The organism is Streptomyces sp. RKAG337, assembly GCF_023701715.1.
Taxonomy (GTDB): Bacteria; Actinomycetota; Actinomycetes; order Streptomycetales; family Streptomycetaceae; genus Actinacidiphila.
The window spans coordinates 2,038,078-2,055,689 of sequence record NZ_JAJOZA010000001.1 but is presented as its reverse complement, the minus strand read 5'-3'; the positions used below and the strand labels follow the sequence as shown (position 1 = coordinate 2,055,689).

Annotated in this window: 14 protein-coding genes; 13 read left to right on the top strand and 1 reads right to left on the bottom strand. The window is 71.4% G+C overall.

What is annotated here, in order from left to right; genetic code table 11:
* Positions 1–204: 204 nt before the first annotated feature.
* The 11 genes from mnmA (at position 205) to LNW73_RS08965 (ending at position 14,440) form a co-directional block, all read left to right on the top strand.
* Positions 205–1,359: a tRNA 2-thiouridine(34) synthase MnmA gene (gene mnmA, locus LNW73_RS09015; protein WP_250977864.1), complete on the top strand. Its 1,155-nt coding sequence runs from the start codon at positions 205–207 to the stop codon at positions 1,357–1,359.
* 32 nt (positions 1,360–1,391) lie between these two features.
* The gene (locus tag LNW73_RS09010; protein ID WP_250977865.1) at positions 1,392–1,922 is read left to right on the top strand and encodes a TIGR00730 family Rossman fold protein; all 531 of its coding nucleotides are present in this window, start codon (positions 1,392–1,394) and stop codon (positions 1,920–1,922) included.
* The gene (locus LNW73_RS09005) at positions 1,919–2,608 is read left to right on the top strand and encodes an SDR family oxidoreductase (protein ID WP_250989572.1); all 690 of its coding nucleotides are present in this window, start codon (positions 1,919–1,921) and stop codon (positions 2,606–2,608) included. Before LNW73_RS09010 ends, LNW73_RS09005 begins: the two co-directional genes overlap by 4 nt.
* A 199-nt stretch (positions 2,609–2,807) precedes the next feature.
* Positions 2,808–3,818, top strand: coding sequence for a methionine synthase (locus tag LNW73_RS09000; RefSeq protein WP_138354929.1), 1,011 nt, complete (start codon positions 2,808–2,810; stop codon positions 3,816–3,818).
* A gap of 17 nt (positions 3,819–3,835) precedes the next feature.
* Positions 3,836–5,998: an NAD-dependent DNA ligase LigA gene (gene ligA / locus LNW73_RS08995; protein WP_250989571.1), complete on the top strand. Its 2,163-nt coding sequence runs from the start codon at positions 3,836–3,838 to the stop codon at positions 5,996–5,998.
* Positions 5,999–6,217: 219 nt separating this feature from the next.
* A complete protein-coding gene (locus tag LNW73_RS08990; RefSeq protein WP_250977868.1) occupies positions 6,218–8,356 on the top strand; it encodes a putative bifunctional diguanylate cyclase/phosphodiesterase in 2,139 nt (712 codons plus the stop codon).
* 130 nt (positions 8,357–8,486) lie between these two features.
* Entirely contained in the window at positions 8,487–8,783 is a 297-nt protein-coding gene (gene gatC / locus LNW73_RS08985) for an Asp-tRNA(Asn)/Glu-tRNA(Gln) amidotransferase subunit GatC (protein ID WP_250977869.1), read from the top strand.
* 5 nt (positions 8,784–8,788) lie between these two features.
* A complete protein-coding gene (gatA, locus tag LNW73_RS08980) occupies positions 8,789–10,282 on the top strand; it encodes an Asp-tRNA(Asn)/Glu-tRNA(Gln) amidotransferase subunit GatA (protein ID WP_250989570.1) in 1,494 nt (497 codons plus the stop codon).
* On the top strand, positions 10,243–10,518 hold the full coding sequence (locus LNW73_RS08975) for a hypothetical protein (protein ID WP_250977871.1): 276 nt from the start codon (positions 10,243–10,245) through the stop codon (positions 10,516–10,518). Before gatA ends, LNW73_RS08975 begins: the two co-directional genes overlap by 40 nt.
* A gap of 11 nt (positions 10,519–10,529) precedes the next feature.
* The gene (gene gatB / locus LNW73_RS08970) at positions 10,530–12,038 is read left to right on the top strand and encodes an Asp-tRNA(Asn)/Glu-tRNA(Gln) amidotransferase subunit GatB (RefSeq protein ID WP_250989569.1); all 1,509 of its coding nucleotides are present in this window, start codon (positions 10,530–10,532) and stop codon (positions 12,036–12,038) included.
* Between the two features lie 191 nt (positions 12,039–12,229).
* On the top strand, positions 12,230–14,440 hold the full coding sequence (locus LNW73_RS08965) for an MMPL family transporter (protein WP_250989568.1): 2,211 nt from the start codon (positions 12,230–12,232) through the stop codon (positions 14,438–14,440).
* On the opposite strand, the gene LNW73_RS08960 is transcribed toward LNW73_RS08965, so the two are convergent.
* Entirely contained in the window at positions 14,430–16,376 is a 1,947-nt protein-coding gene (locus tag LNW73_RS08960) for a protein kinase domain-containing protein (protein ID WP_250989567.1), read from the bottom strand. The two genes, LNW73_RS08965 and LNW73_RS08960, sit on opposite strands and share 11 nt — an antisense overlap.
* Before the next feature lie 181 nt (positions 16,377–16,557).
* Between LNW73_RS08960 and LNW73_RS08955 the strand changes: the two genes are divergently transcribed.
* Both LNW73_RS08955 and LNW73_RS08950 read left to right on the top strand, forming a co-directional pair.
* Complete coding sequence (locus LNW73_RS08955; protein ID WP_250989566.1) at positions 16,558–17,166, top strand: hypothetical protein; 609 nt, start codon at positions 16,558–16,560, stop codon at positions 17,164–17,166.
* Positions 17,167–17,368: 202 nt separating this feature from the next.
* Positions 17,369–17,584 (top strand): hypothetical protein, encoded by a 216-nt coding sequence (locus LNW73_RS08950; protein ID WP_250989565.1) that lies wholly within the window; start codon positions 17,369–17,371, stop codon positions 17,582–17,584.
* Positions 17,585–17,612 lie beyond the last annotated feature (28 nt).

Below are 17,612 nucleotides of genomic sequence, written 5' to 3'. Positions count from 1 at the left end.
GAGGACGCCGATCGCCTCGGGGACGGCCTCAGCCACAACCAGCCCGCCCGGCGTTTGAGGGCGCCCGCCGCAGGCGCAGGAGATCGATCAGCTTCGGGTCGGCCCCAGCCACGGAAGCCCGCCCGGCGTTTGAGGGCGCCCTATCGGACCCGGCCGGTAATCCCGTCGAACCGCGCCGGAGGCGCAACGTACTCTGGAGGGGTTATGACTGACTCCCCCCGCGACGCTCGTCGCCTGCGCGTTCTGGCCGCCATGAGCGGCGGCGTCGACTCCGCGGTCGCCGCGGCCCGCGCCGCCGAGGCCGGCCACGACGTCACCGGTGTCCATCTGGCCCTCTCGGCGAACCCGAAGTCCTTCAGGACCGGCGCCCGCGGCTGCTGCACGGTCGAGGACTCCCGTGACGCCCGGCGCGCGGCCGACGTCATCGGTATCCCGTTCTACGTGTGGGACCTGGCGGACCGCTTCCGTGAGGACGTCGTCGACGACTTCGTCGCGGAGTACGCGGCCGGCCGCACGCCCAACCCCTGCCTGCGCTGCAACGAGAAGATCAAGTTCGCGGCGCTGCTGGACAAGGCGATCGCGCTGGGCTTCGACGCCGTCTGCACCGGCCACTACGCGACCGTCGTGATCAACGACGACGGCACCCGCGAGCTGCACCGCGCCTCAGACGCCGCGAAGGACCAGAGCTATGTGCTCGGCGTGCTCGACGAGCGCCAGCTCGCGCACGCGATGTTCCCGCTCGGGGACACCCTCACCACCAAGGGCGAGATCCGCGCCGAGGCCGAGCGCCGCGACCTGGCCGTCGCGAAGAAGCCGGACAGCCACGACATCTGCTTCATCGCCGACGGCGACACCCAGGGCTTCCTCGCGAAGCACCTCGGCAGCGCCGAGGGCGAGATCCTGGACGAGGACGGCACCAGCCTCGGCACCCACAGCGGAGCGTTCGGCTTCACCATCGGGCAGCGCAAGGGGCTGCGCATCGGCACCCCCGCCGACGACGGCAAGCCGCGCTATGTCCTCGACATCTCGCCGGTGAACAACACCGTCACCGTCGGCCCGGTCGAGGCGCTGGACGTCACCGCGCTCACCGCCGTCAAGCCCCGCTGGTGCGGCACCCCGCCCACCGGCCGCGCAACGTACACCGCGCAGCTGCGCGCCCACGGCGAGGACGTGCCCGTCACCGCCGAGCTGGTCGACGGCGAGCTGCTGGTGGAGTTCGACGGCGAGCCGGTCCGCGGCATCGCCCCGGGACAGGCCGTGGTGCTGTACGACGGCACCCGCGTCGTGGGCTCCGCGACCATCGCCACCACGCAGCGGGCCCGCGCGGGCGCCGGTGCCGGCTCCCACGGTCAGGTCTAGGACCGGCCGCGCCGCCTCGTAGGGTGGCGGGCATGAACATCTGTGTCTTCATGTCCGCCGCCGATCTCGACGAGCGCTACACCGTCCCGGCCCGCGAGTTCGCCACGCTGATCGGCCGCGGCGGCCACACCCTGGTGTGGGGCGGCTCGGAGTCGGGCCTCATGAAGGTGGTGGCGGACGGTGTGCAGGAGGCGGGCGGCCGGCTGGTCGGCGTGTCCGTGGAGTTCCTGCACACCAAGGCGCGCGAGAACGCCGACGAGATGCTGATCACCGCGAACCTCGCGGAGCGGAAGGCGCAGCTGCTGCTGCGGTCGGACGCGATCGTCATCATGGTCGGCGGTACGGGCACCCTCGACGAGGCCACCGAGATCCTCGAGCTGAAGAAGCACGGCCTGCACACCAAGCCGGTCGTGCTGCTGAACGCGGCGGGGTTCTACGACGGCCTCAAACTGCAGTTCCAGCGGATGGACGCCGAAGGCTTCCTGCCGCTGCCCCTGAGCGACCTGGTCTTCTTCGCCGAGGACGGCGCCGAGGCCATGGCATACCTGGAGGAGAACGCGTGAGCACGCATCTGATCACTGGCGCCGGTTCCGGCATCGGCGCCGCTGTCGCCCAGCGGCTGCTGGACCGCGGCGACGAGGTGCTGCTCCTGGCGCGGGACGCCGGCCGGGCCAAGGAGCTGGCGTCGCGTTTCGCCGGCGCCCGCACCCTCGTCGGCGACCTGGCGGAACCGGCCCGGCTGTCGTGGGCCTTCGCCCACCAGCCGATGCCGGACCGGCTCGACTCGCTGCTGCACATCGCGGGCATCGTCGAGCTCGGCGGGATCGGCGAACTCACCGCGAAGGTCTGGCAGCAGACCCTCGCCGTCAACCTGATCGCCCCGGCCGAACTGACCCGGCTGCTCCTGCCCCAGCTGCGGATGTCCCAGGGCCACGTGGTCTTCGTGAACTCCGGCGCCGGCCTCAACGCGCACGCGAACTGGGGGGTGTACGCGGCGAGCAAGCACGGCCTGAAGGCGGTGGCGGACGCGCTGCGGCAGGAGGAGCACGGGAACGGGGTGCGGGTGACGAGCGTGTACCCGGGCCGCACGGCGACCCCGATGCAGGAGAAGGTGCACCACCAGGAGGGCACGGAGTACGACGCCTCGCGCTGGATCGACCCGGAGTCGGTGGCCACCGCGATCCTCGCGGCGATCGATCTGCCGCGCGACGCCGAGATCAACGATCTGACGATCCGTCCGGGGCGCTGACTGCTGCCCGTCCTGGGGTCGGGGGCCGGGCCCTCCGGTGCGGCGGTTCGAAATCGACTATTTACGGGCCTGGCGGCCCACAAATAGCTCGGCAGCATTTCGAACCACCACACCTGCGGACCCGGCCCCCTTGCGTCACCTGCACCGTCTGCGGGTGGAGGTGGGCAGCTGCAGGCAGCTCGTCTCGTACGCTTCGTGCGTGAGTACGGATGCGAAGTTCACGCTGCCCGCCGGTGCCGCTACCGGCGTCGGGTCGATGCCCGGAGGTGATGCGCGGGAGGCCGCGCGGACCGCTACCGGGGCGGTGGAGGCGCTGCCGTTCCTGCCGGAGCTGCCCGCGCGGGGGCCCGGGGCGGACATGATCGGGCGCTCGCTCGGGATGCTGGTCGACCTGTACGCCCGGGTGGAGCCCAGCGGATGGCGGTTCGGGGACCGGCCGGGGCGGGACAGCCGGCGGGCGGTGGCCTGGCTGGGCGAGGACCTGGACGCCCTGGAGGAGTTCACCCAGGGGTTCCAGGGTCCGCTGAAGGTGCAGGCCGTCGGGCCGTGGACGCTGTCCGCGTCGGTCGAGCGGCCCAACGGCGAGGCCGCGCTCGGCGACCCCGGCGCCGTCCGGGACCTGGCCGGATCGCTCACCGAGGGGCTGCGGCTGCACCTGGCCGACCTGCGCCGCCGCGTGCCCGGTGCCGAGCTGGTGCTGCAACTGGACGAGCCGTCGCTGACCGCCGTGCTGCGCGGGCACGTGCGGACGGCGAGCGGCTACCGGACGTACCGGGTGGTGGACCGGCAGGTGGCCGAGGACATGATCCGCGGCCTGGTCGAGGCCGTGGACGTACCGGTGGTCGTCCACTCCTGCGCGCCGGACGTCCCGTTCCGGATGCTGCGGCGGGCCGGCGTCTCGGGCATCTCGTTCGATTTCGCGTTGCTGACGGAGAGTGACTGGGACGCGTTCGGTGAGGCGGTCGAGGGCGGTACGGCGCTGTTCGCCGGTGTCGTGCCCGGCACGGACACCGGATTGTCAGACCCTGCCGGTAGCGTGAGTGGTGTTCGGGCGCTGTGGCGCAGGCTGGGGCTGGATCCGGGGGCGTTGGGCACCTCCCTGGCCGTCACCCCTTCCTGCGGTCTGGCGGGGGCCTCGCCGGCCTATGCCCGTGCCGCTCTGGTGCACTGTGCCAAGGCGGCGCGATCGCTCGTCGACAACCCTGAGTGAGGAAGGACAGGACCGCCGTGGAGATTCCTGCCGAAGTGCGCGAAGAGCACGCTCAGTTGGCCGAGCAGGTCGAGGAGCACCGCTTCCGCTACTACGTCAACGACGCGCCGGTCGTCAGCGACGCCGAGTTCGACCGGCTGCTGAGGCGGCTGGAGGCCATCGAGGACGCGCACCCCGGCCTGCGCACTCCGGACTCGCCCACGCAGAAGGTCGCGGGGGCGTATCAGACGGATTTCACCTCGGTCGTGCACCGTGAGCGGCTGCTGTCGCTGGACAACGCGTTCGACGACGAGGAGCTGTCCGGCTGGGCGGACCGCGTCGCCGCCGAGCTGGCGGGCATCCCGTACCACTTCCTGTGCGAGCTGAAGGTGGACGGCCTCGCCGTCAACCTCACCTATGAGCACGGGCGGCTGACCCGCGCCGCGACCCGCGGCGACGGCCGCACCGGCGAGGACATCACGCCGAACGTCCGCACCATCTCCGACATCCCTGACCGGCTCTCCGGGAGCCGGATCCCGGAGCTCGTGGAGATCCGCGGCGAGGTGTACTTCCCCGGCGAGGAGTTCGAGGCGCTCAACGCGCGGCTGGTGGCGGCCGGCGACAAGCCGTTCGCCAACCCGCGCAACGCCGCGGCCGGCAGCCTGCGGCAGAAGGACCCCCGGGTCACCGCCACCCGGCCGCTGCACATGGTGGTGCACGGCATCGGCGCCCGCGAGGGCTTCGACATCGACTGCCAGTCGCACGCCTACGAGCTGCTGCACGAATGGGGTCTGCCCACCGCGACGCACAACAAGGTCGTCGGCTCCCTCGACGAGGTGCGGGAGTTCATCGCCTACTTCGGCGAGCACCGGCACGACGCGGTGGAGCACGAGATCGACGGCGTCGTCGTCAAGGTGGACGAGATCCCGCTGCAGGGCCGGCTCGGGTCGACGTCCCGGGCGCCGCGCTGGGCGATCGCGTGGAAGTACGCGCCCGAGGAGGTCAACACCAAGCTCCTGGACATCCGGGTGGGCGTCGGCCGCACCGGCCGGGTCACTCCGTACGCGGTCGTGGAGCCGGTCACCGTCGCCGGCTCCGAGGTCGAGTTCGCGACCCTGCACAACCAGGAGGTCGTCAAGGCCAAGGGCGTCTTCATCGGCGACACCGTGGTGCTGCGCAAGGCCGGCGACGTCATTCCGGAGATCCTCGGCCCGGTGGCCGATCTCCGGGACGGCAGCGAGCGCGAGTTCGTGATGCCGGCCGAGTGCCCGGACTGCGGTACGGCGCTGCAGCCGATGAAGGAGGGGGACATCGATCTGCGGTGTCCCAACGCCCGCTACTGCCCTGCGCAGTTGCGTGAGCGGATCTTCTACCTGGTGGGCCGCAAGTGCCTCGACATCGAGAACTTCGGGTACGTGGCGTCCACCGCGCTCACCCAGCCGCTGGAGCCTTCCGAGCCACCGCTCAAGGACGAGGGCGATCTGTTCGACATGAACATCGAGCAGTTGCTGCCGATCCGGTCGTACGTCCTGGACCAGGACACCGGGCTGCCCAAGCGGGACGCGAAGACCGGCGACGAGAAGATCGTCACCTTCTTCGCCAACCAGCAGGGCGAGCCGAAGAAGAACGCGCTGGCCATGCTGGAGAACATCGCCGCGGCGAAGGACCGGCCGCTGGCGCGGATCATCACCGGGCTGTCGATCCGGCATGTCGGCCCCGTCGCCGCCGAGGCGCTGGCCAGGGAGTTCCGGGACCTGGACCGGATCAGGGACGCCGAGGAGGCCGAGCTGGCCGCGGTGGACGGGGTCGGGGGGACGATCGCCGCCTCGGTCAAGCAGTGGTTCGCCGAGGACTGGCATCTGGAGATCATCGAGAAGTGGCGTGCCGCCGGGGTGAAGTTCACCGAGGAGGGCTCGGACGAGGGCCCGCGGCCGCTCGAAGGCCTCACCGCCGTCGTGACCGGCACGCTCGCCGGCCACACGAGGGACGGCGCGAAGGAGGTGCTGACCTCGCTCGGGGCGAAGGTCACCGGGTCGGTCTCCAAGAAGACGGACTTCGTGGTGGTGGGGGAGAACCCCGGCTCGAAGTACGACAAGGCCGTCCAGCTGAAGGTCCCCATCCTCGACGAGCCGGGCTTCGCGGTGCTGCTGACGGAGGGGCCGGAGGCCGCCCGGGAGGCCGCGGTCAACCCGGCCGGATAACCGGGCGCCAATCACCCGTTCGGCCTATATCCGAACGTTCCGGGTGCGGGGATCCCATTCGGGCAACCACGCTCGATCGGTGCCCGAGGCAGCCTTCTGCGGCCTACTGTTGAGAGGCGCGCCGGAAGGGCATGAACCTTCCAGCAGCCTTTGCGGGTTTCCGCTGCGGGCACGGCGCGGTGGACCCGGGTGTCGCACCAGGCTGTGAGAGGGACAGGAATGGAACCGACGGAGGGCGCCGGACCGGCGCAGCGGCTGCGTTGGCCGGCCGCGCCGGTACTGCCCCCGGCGGTCTTACGCATCGCGGTGGTGGCGGTCGCGGGACTCGCACTGGCGGCCGGCGTCCTGAGCACCGTCCATGAGGGCCGGGCGCTCTTCCCCGGCGGCACCGTCGGCTGGGCGTTCGCCGTCCTGACCGGCATCATCGTCGGCCACCTCGTGGCGATGGGCCGCGACCGCTGGTGGGGCGGCACCGGCTCCGGCGCGGCCCTCACCCTGGCGATGCTGCTGCTCTACGGCTGGGTGCCGTCGGTGCTGGTCAGCCTGGCCGTCGTGGTGCTGGTCGGCGCCGCCCGCCGGCACCGCTGGCGGCAGGCGCTGCTGCACGGCGCCGTGGACATACTGGGCGTCGGCACCGCCTCGCTGACCCTGGCCTGCTTCGGTGTGCACCCCTCGGTGGCCACGCCCTGGCACCCCGAGGACTGGGGCCTGGCGGCCGGTCCGGCGATCGTCGTCACCGCTCTGGCCTATCTGACCGCCACGCGTGCGCTGCTCTGGTACGCGGTCGCCCCGCGCGGCGGCGGTCTGCCGACGGTGGCCCGCACCGCGCTGATGCGCCAGGGGATGGTGGGCGTCGCCCTGCTGGGGCTCTCCCCGCTGATCCTGGTCGTCGGCTGCGACATGCCCGTCCTGCTGCCGCTGTTCGCCGTCCCGCTCATCGCCCTGGACTCGACGCTGTGGATCGCGCACGCCCGCGCCGAGGAGCAGCTGCGCGACCCGCTGACCGGGCTGCCCAACCGGCAGTGGCTGCTGGAACGCGCCTGGACCGCGCTGGACGACGCGGAGCGCAAGGGCGAACGCACCGCGCTGATCCTCATCGACCTCGACAAGTTCCGGTCGGTCAACGACACCCTCGGGCATCTGGCCGGCGACCGGCTGCTGCTCCAGGTCGCCGACCGGCTGCGGCTCGCGCTGCCCCGCGGCGCCGAGGCGGCCCGGCTGGGCGGCGACGAGTTCGCGGTCCTGCTGCCCTGCTGCGACTCCCCGACCCGCGCCCAGCGCATCGCCCGCGCCCTGGTGGCGGCCCTCGGCTCACCGCTGAGTCTCGACGGGCTGACCCTGGTGCTGGAGGCCAGCGCCGGCGTCGCGGTCTTCCCGGACCACGCCGTGGACGCCGAAGGGCTGCTGCGCCGCGCGGACGTGGCGATGTACCAGGCCAAGCGCGACCGCAGCGGCGTCGAGGTCTACGAGGCGACCCGGGACGGCAACACCCCCGACCGGCTGGGCCTGTTGGGCGATCTGCGCCGGGCGCTGGACTCGGGCGACGTCGAGCTGCACTACCAGCCGAAGGTCTGCTTCGACGGGAAGATCGCCGGTCTGGAGGCGCTGGTGCGCTGGGAGCACCCGCAGCGCGGCCGGGTCAATCCCGAGGAGTTCATCGCCATGGCGGAGACCTCCGGGCTGATGCCCCAGCTGACGGAGTACGTGCTGGAGACGGCGCTGGGCCAGGTCGCCCGCTGGCGCAAGATGGGCCTGGACGTACCGGTCGCGGTGAACGTCTCGCCGCGCGATGTGCACAGCCCCGGCTTCGCGGGCGCGGTCGCCGCGCGGCTCGCCCGGCACGGCGTCCCGCCCGGCTCGCTGCAACTGGAGATAACCGAACACGTCCTGCTGGAGGACCCGCAGCGGGCCGCCGACACCATGGCCGGGTTGACCGGGCACGGCGTGAAGATGTCCCTCGACGACTTCGGCACCGGCTACTCCTCCCTGGTCCACCTGCGCAAACTGCCGGTCAGCGAGCTGAAGATCGACCGCTCGTTCGTGGCCCGGCTGGTCCTCGACAACGAGGACGCCGAAATCGTCCGCTGCACCGTCGACCTCGCGCATTCGCTCGGGCTGCTCGTCGTCGCCGAGGGCGTGGAGGACGACGAGACCTGGGAGCGGCTGCGGGACCTGGGCTGCGACGCCGTACAGGGCTGGCTGGTCGCCGCCGCGATGCCGCCCGACGAGGCGACCGCCTGGCTGCGCGCCCGCGGTGAGCACGGCTGGCGGCGCCCCAACGCGCTGGAGCGCGAGCCGGAGCCGGAGCACGCACCGGTGGCGGACGCGGACCAGCCGTCCGGGCAGGCCGTGCCGTAGGACGGGCCGGTTCCCGGCACGCTGTGGGCCGCACGGTTAGGCGCGCGGGCCTAACCGTTTCGTCGCCAGGGGGTCCGCCCCCATAGGATTGGCCGCGAAACCATCGAACTCACCCCCAGAGGATCGCTGCATGCCTGGCATCACACGCGAGGAGGTCGCCCACCTCGGCCGGCTGTCGCGTCTTGAGCTGAAGGACGAAGAGCTCGACCACTTCGCCGAGCAGCTCGACGTGATCATCGGCGCGGTCGCCCGCGTATCCGAGGTGGCCGGCGAGGACGTACCCCCGACCTCCCACGCGCTGCCGCTGACCAATGTCATGCGCCCGGACGTGGTCCGGCCGTCGCTGACCGCGGCCGAGGCGCTCTCCGGCGCCCCGGCGCAGGAGCAGCAGCGCTTCAAGGTGCCGCAGATCCTGGGGGAGGACTAATCACCATGACTGACCTGACCAGGCTCACCGCGGCCGAGACCGCCGACGTCGTCGCCACCGGCAAGGCCTCCGCCGTCGAGGTCGCCCAGGCGCACCTCGACCGCATCGGCGCCGTCGACGAGAAGGTGCACGCCTTCCTGCACGTCGACACCGAGGGCGCGCTCGGCGCCGCCCGCGCCGTCGACGAGCGGCGCGCCAAGGGCGAGAAGCTCGGCCCGCTGGCCGGCGTCCCGCTCGCGCTGAAGGACATCTTCACCACGAAGGGGATCCCGACCACCGTCGGCTCGAAGATCCTCGAAGGCTGGATCCCGCCCTACGACGCGACGGTGACCAAGCGCCTCAAGGACGCGGGCATCGTCATCCTCGGCAAGACCAACATGGACGAATTCGCCATGGGGTCCTCGACCGAGAACAGCGCCTACGGCCCGACCGGCAACCCGTGGGACCTCACCCGGATCCCCGGCGGCTCCGGCGGCGGCTCGTCCGCCGCGCTCGCCAGCTACCAGGCGCCGCTCGCGATCGGCACCGACACCGGTGGCTCGATCCGCCAGCCCGCGGCCGTCACCGGCACGGTCGGCGTCAAGCCGACCTACGGCGGCGTCTCCCGCTACGGCATGGTCGCCTTCTCGTCCTCCCTCGACCAGGGCGGGCCCTGCGCCCGTACGGTCCTGGACGCGGCGCTGCTGCACGAGGCGATCGCCGGCCACGACCCGCTGGACTCGACGTCCATCGACGCACCGGTCCCGGCCGTCGTCGAGGCGGCCCGCAACGGCAACGTCAAGGGCATGCGGATCGGCGTCGTCAAGGAGTTCGGCGGCGAGGGCTACCAGGCCGGCGTCATGCAGCGGTTCAACGAGTCCGTGGAGCTGCTGCGCGAGCTGGGCGCCGAGATCGTGGAGATCTCCTGTCCCTCGTTCAAGCTGGCGCTGCCCGCGTACTACCTGATCGCGCCGTCCGAGGCCTCGTCCAACCTGGCCCGCTTCGACGCCATGCGCTACGGCCTGCGGGTCGGCGACGACGGCACGAGGTCCGCCGAGGAGGTCACCGCGCTCACCCGCGAGGCCGGCTTCGGCGACGAGGTCAAGCGCCGCATCATCCTCGGCACGTACGCGCTCAGCTCCGGCTACTACGACGCGTACTACGGCTCGGCGCAGAAGGTCCGCACGCTGATCTCGCGCGACTTCGAGGCCGCCTTCGGCACGGTGGACGTGCTGATCTCGCCGACCACCCCGACCACCGCGTTCCCCATCGGTGAGCGCGTGGACGACCCCATGGCGATGTACCTCGCCGACCTGTGCACCATCCCGTCCAACCTGGCAGGCAACGCGGCGATGTCCGTCCCGTGCGGTCTGGCTCCCGAGGACGGGCTCCCGGTCGGGCTGCAGATCATCGCCCCGGCCATGGCCGACGACCGGCTCTACCGGGTCGGTGCCGCGGTCGAGGCCGCGTTCACCGGACGATGGGGTCACCCGCTGCTCGAGGAGGCACCCGCGCTGTGAGCACCCTGAAGAAGGCCAAGGGCTTCAAGAAGAGCAAGCTCGGCCTGTACATCTCGATCGGCACCACGCTCTTCGGCGCCGTGAGCACCATCAAGCAGGCACGCAACGCTCAGGGCGAGCACGACCGGCTGATGCTGGCCGACGCCGTGATCAGCGCCGCCGCCATCGCCACCGGCCTGGCCCTGCTCGTCCGCGAGCTGCGCAGCCTCGCCGACGACGACGTCCTGGCGGACTGAGAGGTAGTGGAATGACCGTCATGGACCTGGAGTCCTACGAGGACGCCCTGTCGGTGTACGACCCGGTGATGGGCCTTGAGGTCCACGTCGAGCTCGGCACGAAGACCAAGATGTTCTGCGGCTGCTCGACCACCCTCGGCGCCGAGCCCAACTCCCAGACCTGCCCGACCTGTCTGGGCCTGCCCGGCTCGCTCCCGGTCGTCAACGCGATCGGCATCGAGTCGGCCATCAAGATCGGTCTCGCGCTGAACTGCGAGATCGCGACCTGGTGCCGCTTCGCGCGGAAGAACTACTTCTACCCGGACATGCCGAAGAACTTCCAGACCTCGCAGTACGACGAGCCGATCGCCTTCAACGGCTATCTGGACGTCGCGCTGGAGGACGGCGAGGTCTTCCGGGTCGAGATCGAGCGCGCCCACATGGAGGAGGACACCGGCAAGTCCCTCCACGTCGGCGGCGCGACGGGCCGTATCCACGGCGCCTCGCACTCGCTGCTCGACTACAACCGGGCCGGCATCCCGCTCATCGAGATCGTCACCAAGCCGATCGAGGGCGCGGGGGCACGCGCTCCCGAGGTCGCCAAGGCGTACGTCGCCGAGCTGCGCGAACTCATCAAGGCGCTGGACGTCTCCGAGGCGCGCATGGAGCAGGGCCAGATGCGCTGCGACGTGAACCTGTCGCTGCGCCCGCACGGCCGCGAGAAGTTCGGCACCCGCTCGGAGACGAAGAACGTCAACTCGCTCCGTTCGGTGGAGCGCGCGGCGCGCTACGAGATCATGCGGCACGCGGCGGTGCTCAACTCCGGCGGCACGATCGTGCAGGAGACCCGGCACTTCCACGAGGAGGACGGCTCCACGACGGCCGGCCGCATCAAGGACAACGCCGAGGACTACCGGTACTTCCCGGAGCCCGACCTCGTCCCGATCGCCCCGGCCCGGGACTGGGTCGAGGAGCTGCGCGCCGGACTTCCCGAGCTGCCGCGGGTGCGGCGGGACCGGCTGAAGACCGAGTGGGGCATCTCCGACCACGAGATGCAGTCGGCGCTCAACGCGGGCGCGATCGATCTGATCACCGCGACGATCGACGAGGGCGCCCCGGCCGACCAGGCCCGCAAGTGGTGGATGGGCGAGTTGGCCCGTGCCTCGAACGAGACCGGCAAGGAGCTGGCCGACCTCGGTATCTCGCCGGCCCAGGTCGCTCGGGTGACGGCGCTGGTCGCCGAGGGCTCGCTCAACGACAAGCTGGCCCGCCAGGTCATCGAGGGTGTCCTCGCGGGCGAGGGCGGTCCTGACGAGGTCGTGGAGAAGCGCGGGCTCAAGGTCGTCTCGGACGAGGGCGCGCTCGGCGCGGCCGTGGACGAGGCGATCGCGGCCAACGCCGCCGTCGCCGACAAGATCCGCGGCGGCAACCTCGCGGCGGCCGGCGCCCTGATCGGTGCGGTCATGAAACTGACCCGCGGCCAGGCCGACGCCAAGCGCGTCCGGGAGCTCGTCCTGGAGAAGCTCGGGGTTCAGGGCTGACCCGAGGGGTCGAGGACACGTTCGAACGGTGAAAAAGGCGGTCCCCCGGTGGGGGTCGCCTTTTCCCTGTGAGGAAGCGCACGAAACCACCAAAGGATCTCTTTTCGCTGTAAGAGTGACAGCCGCACCTGAAGTGTTCTTTGAGGGCTATTCCCTGAAAGATCCACCCGAGATACCCAGGGAAGCAGGGAATGGCCGCACTCGCCCGGTGGTGTCTCCGCCGTCGTCTCTCCGTCGTTCTGCTGTGGATCGTCGCGCTCGCCGGCCTCACCGCCGGCGCCGCCCTCGCCGGTTCCGCCTACTCGAACGACTACGAGATACCGGGCACCGAGTCCGGCCGGGCGACCGCCCTGCTGGAGCAGGCCTTCCCGCATCAGGCCGGCGACTCGGACACCATCGTCTGGCACACCGACGGCACCGGCAGCGTCCGCGCCGACGGTGTCGAGCAGCGGATGACCAGGACCCTCGACCAGATCGCGAAACTCCCCGGCGTCGCCTCGGTGACCAACCCGTACAACCCCGAGGGCGCCGGACGCATCAGCCATGACGGCAGGACCGCCTACGCCGACGTCACCTTCGACAGCGCCGCCGACGACATCGGCGCGGGCCAGGCCAAGGCCGTCGTGGACACCGCGAAGGCCGCCGAGGGCGACGGACTGCGGGTCGAGCTGGGCGGCACCGCCGTCGCGGCCACCGAGAGCGGCAGCGCCCACCTCAGCGAACTGATCGGGATCGGCGTCGCCGCCCTGGTGCTGCTGCTGGCCTTCGGCTCCTTCGCCGCCATGTGCCTGCCGGTCGCGACCGCACTGATGGGCGTCGGCACCGCCTACATGGGCATCGAGCTGCTCGGCCATGTGATGATCGTGGCCGACTTCGCGCCGATGCTCGGCATGCTGATCGGCCTCGGCGTGGGCATCGACTACGCGCTGTTCATCGTCACCCGGCACCGCAGAGGTCTCAAACGCGGCCTGTCGGTGCGCGACGCGGCCGAGCAGGCCGTCAGCACCACCGGCCGCGCGGTGGTCTTCGCGGGCGGCACGGTCTGTGTGGCGCTGCTCGGCATGCTCATCCTGCGGCTCAGCTTCCTCAACGGGGTCGCCGTCGCGGCGGCGCTCACCGTCGTGCTGACGGTGGCCGCCTCGGTCACCCTGCTGCCCGCCCTGCTGTCGATGATCGGCATGAAGGCGCTCAGCCGCCGGGAACGGCGCCGGCTGACCGAGCACGGCCCGCAGCCCGAGGTGCCCACCGGGCTCGCCGCCCGCTGGTCCGCCTTCGTGGAACGGCACCCCAAACTGCTCGGCAGCCTGGCCGCGGCCGTGATGCTCGTCCTCGCGCTGCCCACCCTCTCGCTGCACCTCGGTACCTCCGACCAGGGGAACAATCCGGCCGCCAGCACCACCCGGCAGGCCTACGAGCTGCTCGCGGACGGCTTCGGCCCCGGCACCAACGGGCCGCTGACCCTCGTCGCGGACATCCAGGGCGCCGACGCCCGGCTCGCCCTCGACCAGCTGCCGCAGACCCTGCGCGACACCCCGGGCGTCGCGTCGGTGACCCCCGCGACCGTCAGCGGCGACACCGGCGTGATCACCGTCGTCCCGGCCACCGCACCGCAGTCCCGGGACACCTCGGAGCTGGTGAACCGGCTGCGCGACGACGTGCTGCCGCAGGCCGAGGACCGCTCCTCGCTCCAGGTGTACGTGGGCGGTCCCACCGCGAGCTACGACGACTTCGCCTCCGTCATCATCGGCAAGCTGCCGCTGTTCATCGGGGCGGTCGTCGGCCTCGGCTGTCTGCTGCTGCTCCTGGCGTTCCGGTCCATCGGCATCCCGCTGAAGGCGGCGGCGATGAACGTGGCCGCGGTCGCGTCGTCCTTCGGGATCGTCGTCGCGATCTTCCAGTGGGGCTGGGGGAGCGAGTTCCTGGGCCTGGGGGCGGCCGGCCCGATCGAGCCGTTCCTGCCGGTGATCATGGTCTCGGTGCTCTTCGGACTGTCGATGGACTACCAGGTCTTCCTGGTGAGCCGGATGTACGAGGAGTGGCTGGAGACCAAGGACAACCGGCGGGCGGTACGGGTCGGGCTCGCCGAGACCAGCCGGGTGATCAACTCGGCCGCGGTGATCATGATCGCGGTCTTCCTGGCCTTCGTGCTCAGCGGCGACCGGGTCATCGCGATGTTCGGCATCGGCCTCGCAGCGGCCGTCGCGCTGGACGCGTTCATCCTGCGCACCCTGCTGGTGCCGGCGCTCATGCACCTGCTCGGCGGCGCCAACTGGTGGCTGCCGGGGTGGCTGGACCGCCGGCTCCCCAGGATCAGCATCGAACCGCCGGCGGCTCCGGCCCCCACCCCCGTCCAGCTGCCCGGACCCCGGGCAGCCGAACGGGAGCCGACGCCTACTGCTTGAGCGTCGGACTGGCGAGCACTCCCACACCGCACACATCGGTGTCGTTCTGCTTCCACTCGATCCGCAGTCGCAGCGCGCCGCTCACATCCATGGTCACCGGCTTCGCCACCCCGAGCAGGAGCTGCTGGAACGAGACCCGCTTGCCGTCCGCGGTGAAGGTGAACGTGACCGGACCGTTCTTTCCGTAGTCGTCGAGCCCCACGACGGTCGACATGGACTTCCACGCGCGGCCCAGGTAGTACTCGGCGTAGCCGCCTGAGCAGCCCTTGGTGCGCAGCACGTCCGTGTACACCTTGGCGTCGATGGTGGCGGTGCCGGTCTCCAGGCTGTCGTTCTCATCGACGGCCGTGGAGGCGGTCAGGGAGTCCGTGGAGCCCGGCGACACCGCGGTCGGACCGGTCGGGTCGCCCGAGGAGGACACGCCGTCGGACGGCGTCGCGTCCGTGGTCTCCGGCGTCGTGGGCGGAGTCGTGGTCTGCGGCGGCGAACTGCTCTGCTGCTGTGCGCCGGTGCTGTTCTTCGCGGCGGCCGTGTCGCCGTCCTTCTTGTCGTCGCCCATGAACTTGACGGCGACCAGCGCCCCGGACGCCATCAGCACCACGGCGAGGACCGCGGCCAGGATCAGCGGGCCCTTCTTGCCGCGCTTGGGCGGCAGCGGGGTCGCCGCCGTCGCGGGACCGGAACCGGGACCGGACCCGGGACCTGGGCCCCGCGGCGGGGGCTGCTGGTGGAACGCGGCCACCGGCGCCTCCACCTGCTCCGGGGTTTGCGTCGGGGTCGGTGCCGGTGGCTGTGCCTGTGCCTGTGCCTGTGCCTGTGCTCCGAGCACCACCGTGGGCCTGGTGTCCGTCACCGGGTCCTCCTCCGGCGGCGCCGGGATGTACGAGGGCGGCGGTGTGTGCACCGGCGGTGCGTGGACCGGCATGGGGACGGGGGCCGGCCGGTCCGGAAGCGGCGGTACGGCCGGCGCCTGGCCGGGCGGCGCCGGGGCGGCGTCCGCGACCGGGACCGCGTCCTTGGGCCCCGAGGTGCGCGGAGTGCGCGTCGTCGAGATCACCGCCGGGCGCAGCTCACGCACCCACGCCGACAGCGACTCCGGCCGGTTCGCCGGATCCGTGGCGAAGACCGCAGAGATCCGCGCCGCCCGCTCCGGCTCCAGCCCGGCCAGCTCGGGCAGCGCCAGCAGCGCGGCCCTGATCTGCTCCGGCATGGTGGCCGGCGACTCCCCGCTGAGCAGGAAGTACGCGAGGGCGCCGAAGGCGTAGCGGTCGGTGGCCGCGCTGCGCTTGCCCTCGAAGACCTCCGGCGCGGCGAACCCGGGGGTGAACCACACCTCGGCGGTCTGATGGTCCGCGGTCAGCTTGCTCAGACCGAAGTCGACCAGGGTGGCCTGGCCGTTGGCGTCGATCATGACGTTGCCGGGGGAGAGGTCGCCGTGCACCACCGAGCGGCCGGAGGGAGTGGCGGAGCCCGTGTGCAGCCAGTCCAGGACGTCGGCGAGCTGCTCCAGACAGCGCACGGCCTCGCGGCGTTCTGCGGGGGTGTCCAGGGCGCGCTCGGCGCGCCAGTCACGCAGGTCGAGGCCGTCCACATGGTTCATGACCAGGTACAGGGCGCGGCCCGCCGCCTCCGGGGCGGCCTCACCCGTACGGTGCGCGGACGGACCCTCGAAGTGCTCGCGGATGCCGACCACACCGAGGCGGTTGACGAACCGCAACAGCTCGGCCTGCTCACGCCATTTGGAGCTGATCCGGTCGAACTGTTCCTGCGACAGCGTCGTCTTCGAATCGAGCACCTTGACGACGACGGGTTCGGTGCCACCGCCGAGTTCGATCTCGGCGAGGTAGAGCACGGCCTCGCCTCCGCGGCCGATGGATCGCAGCAGGCGGTAACGGTCGGGTGCGCCGTCAGGGCCGATGTACAGACCGGTGTCCACTTGGTGTTTCTTCCCTCCCCCTATATCCCTGGAGTCCCGCGGAAAACGTTGCGGCCAGGGGGAGTTCAGGTTGCCGCTCACGACTCGGGCAGGTCAAGCGCAGTTGCCGGGCCGTAACACGGGGATCGCACTCAGCGACCTCTCAGGTTCCTCTCAGAAACGGAACCTACGGTTTCGTCGCATGGACACCACGAAGACCGACGCACTGGACAAGGCCGCCACCGACCCGGAGACCCAGGACAGCACGGAGAGCACGGACTCCACGGCCACAGCGGCGGACGACCGGGACACCGCCGTCCCGGCGCAGGGCGGTATCGAACCGGACGCACGCGACGAGGACGGCTTCGACGAGGACGACCTCGACGACGAGCCGTCCGGGACGCAGGGCGCGACCGGTGTGCTCGCCGCCGCGGGCTCGGTCGTCGCGGTCGGGCTGGGCGTCTCGTCGCTCACCGGTACCTGGATCGGCGACCTCATGAAAGACCGTGAGCAGCTGATCGGGCAGATCAAGACCTCGGGCGGCTCGGTGCAGGCCCAGCTCGCCGCCGGGTACGGCACCCCCTGGCACACGGTGGCGCTCTTCAACGGCATCTTCGCCGTGGTCGCCATCCTCGTCGCCGCCGTCGTCCTGTTCCGTCCCGGCCGGCCCGCCGCCGCCGGGAACCACTGGAGCCAGGCGCTCGCGTGGGGCGGCCTCATCCTCGGTGTCCTCGGCCTGCTGATCGCCGGAGCCATGTGGTTCGACGTCTTCACCGACCTGCCGGTGGTCGCCGCCACGCCTCAGCAGTGAACCCCTGAGCACTGAACCCCCCAGCAGTGAACCCCCAGCAGTGAACCCCTCAGCAGTGGACTAAGGCCCCCCGTGCCGGTAAGGCACCGGGCCTAAGTACCCCGGGCGACCGGAGTTCGGGCAGCTGCCCGATGTGGCGCACCCCCCTTGGGGACGAGGCTTGTCCCAGCGGAACAAGCCGCACAGCCAAGGGGAACACACCATGTATGAGCTCGAACTCCACCAGGTCCGCGCCACCGAACTCCAGCGCCGGGCACGGGACGACAACCAGGCCCGCGCGGTCATCGCCGTCCGCCGGAGCGAGCGCCAGGCCCAGCGCCGGGCGCAGCGCGCGGCACGCCGCGAGGGGCGGGTGACCACGGACGCCGGCCGGGTGGGCCGCGCACTGCGCGGCGTACGCCACCACGCGGCGTCGTGAAGTGATATCCGATACTGCGCTGTCGGAC

Coding starts and splice junctions, on each gene's coding strand:
- mnmA (WP_250977864.1), top strand. CDS start 205: ATGACTGACTCCCCCCGCGACGCTCGTCGCCTGCGCGTTCTGGCCGCC.
- LNW73_RS09010 (WP_250977865.1), top strand. CDS start 1,392: ATGAACATCTGTGTCTTCATGTCCGCCGCCGATCTCGACGAGCGCTAC.
- LNW73_RS08990 (WP_250977868.1), top strand. CDS start 6,218: ATGGAACCGACGGAGGGCGCCGGACCGGCGCAGCGGCTGCGTTGGCCG.
- gatC (WP_250977869.1), top strand. CDS start 8,487: ATGCCTGGCATCACACGCGAGGAGGTCGCCCACCTCGGCCGGCTGTCG.
- gatA (WP_250989570.1), top strand. CDS start 8,789: ATGACTGACCTGACCAGGCTCACCGCGGCCGAGACCGCCGACGTCGTC.
- LNW73_RS08975 (WP_250977871.1), top strand. CDS start 10,243: ATGGGGTCACCCGCTGCTCGAGGAGGCACCCGCGCTGTGAGCACCCTG.
- gatB (WP_250989569.1), top strand. CDS start 10,530: ATGACCGTCATGGACCTGGAGTCCTACGAGGACGCCCTGTCGGTGTAC.
- LNW73_RS08965 (WP_250989568.1), top strand. CDS start 12,230: ATGGCCGCACTCGCCCGGTGGTGTCTCCGCCGTCGTCTCTCCGTCGTT.
- LNW73_RS08955 (WP_250989566.1), top strand. CDS start 16,558: ATGGACACCACGAAGACCGACGCACTGGACAAGGCCGCCACCGACCCG.
- LNW73_RS08950 (WP_250989565.1), top strand. CDS start 17,369: ATGTATGAGCTCGAACTCCACCAGGTCCGCGCCACCGAACTCCAGCGC.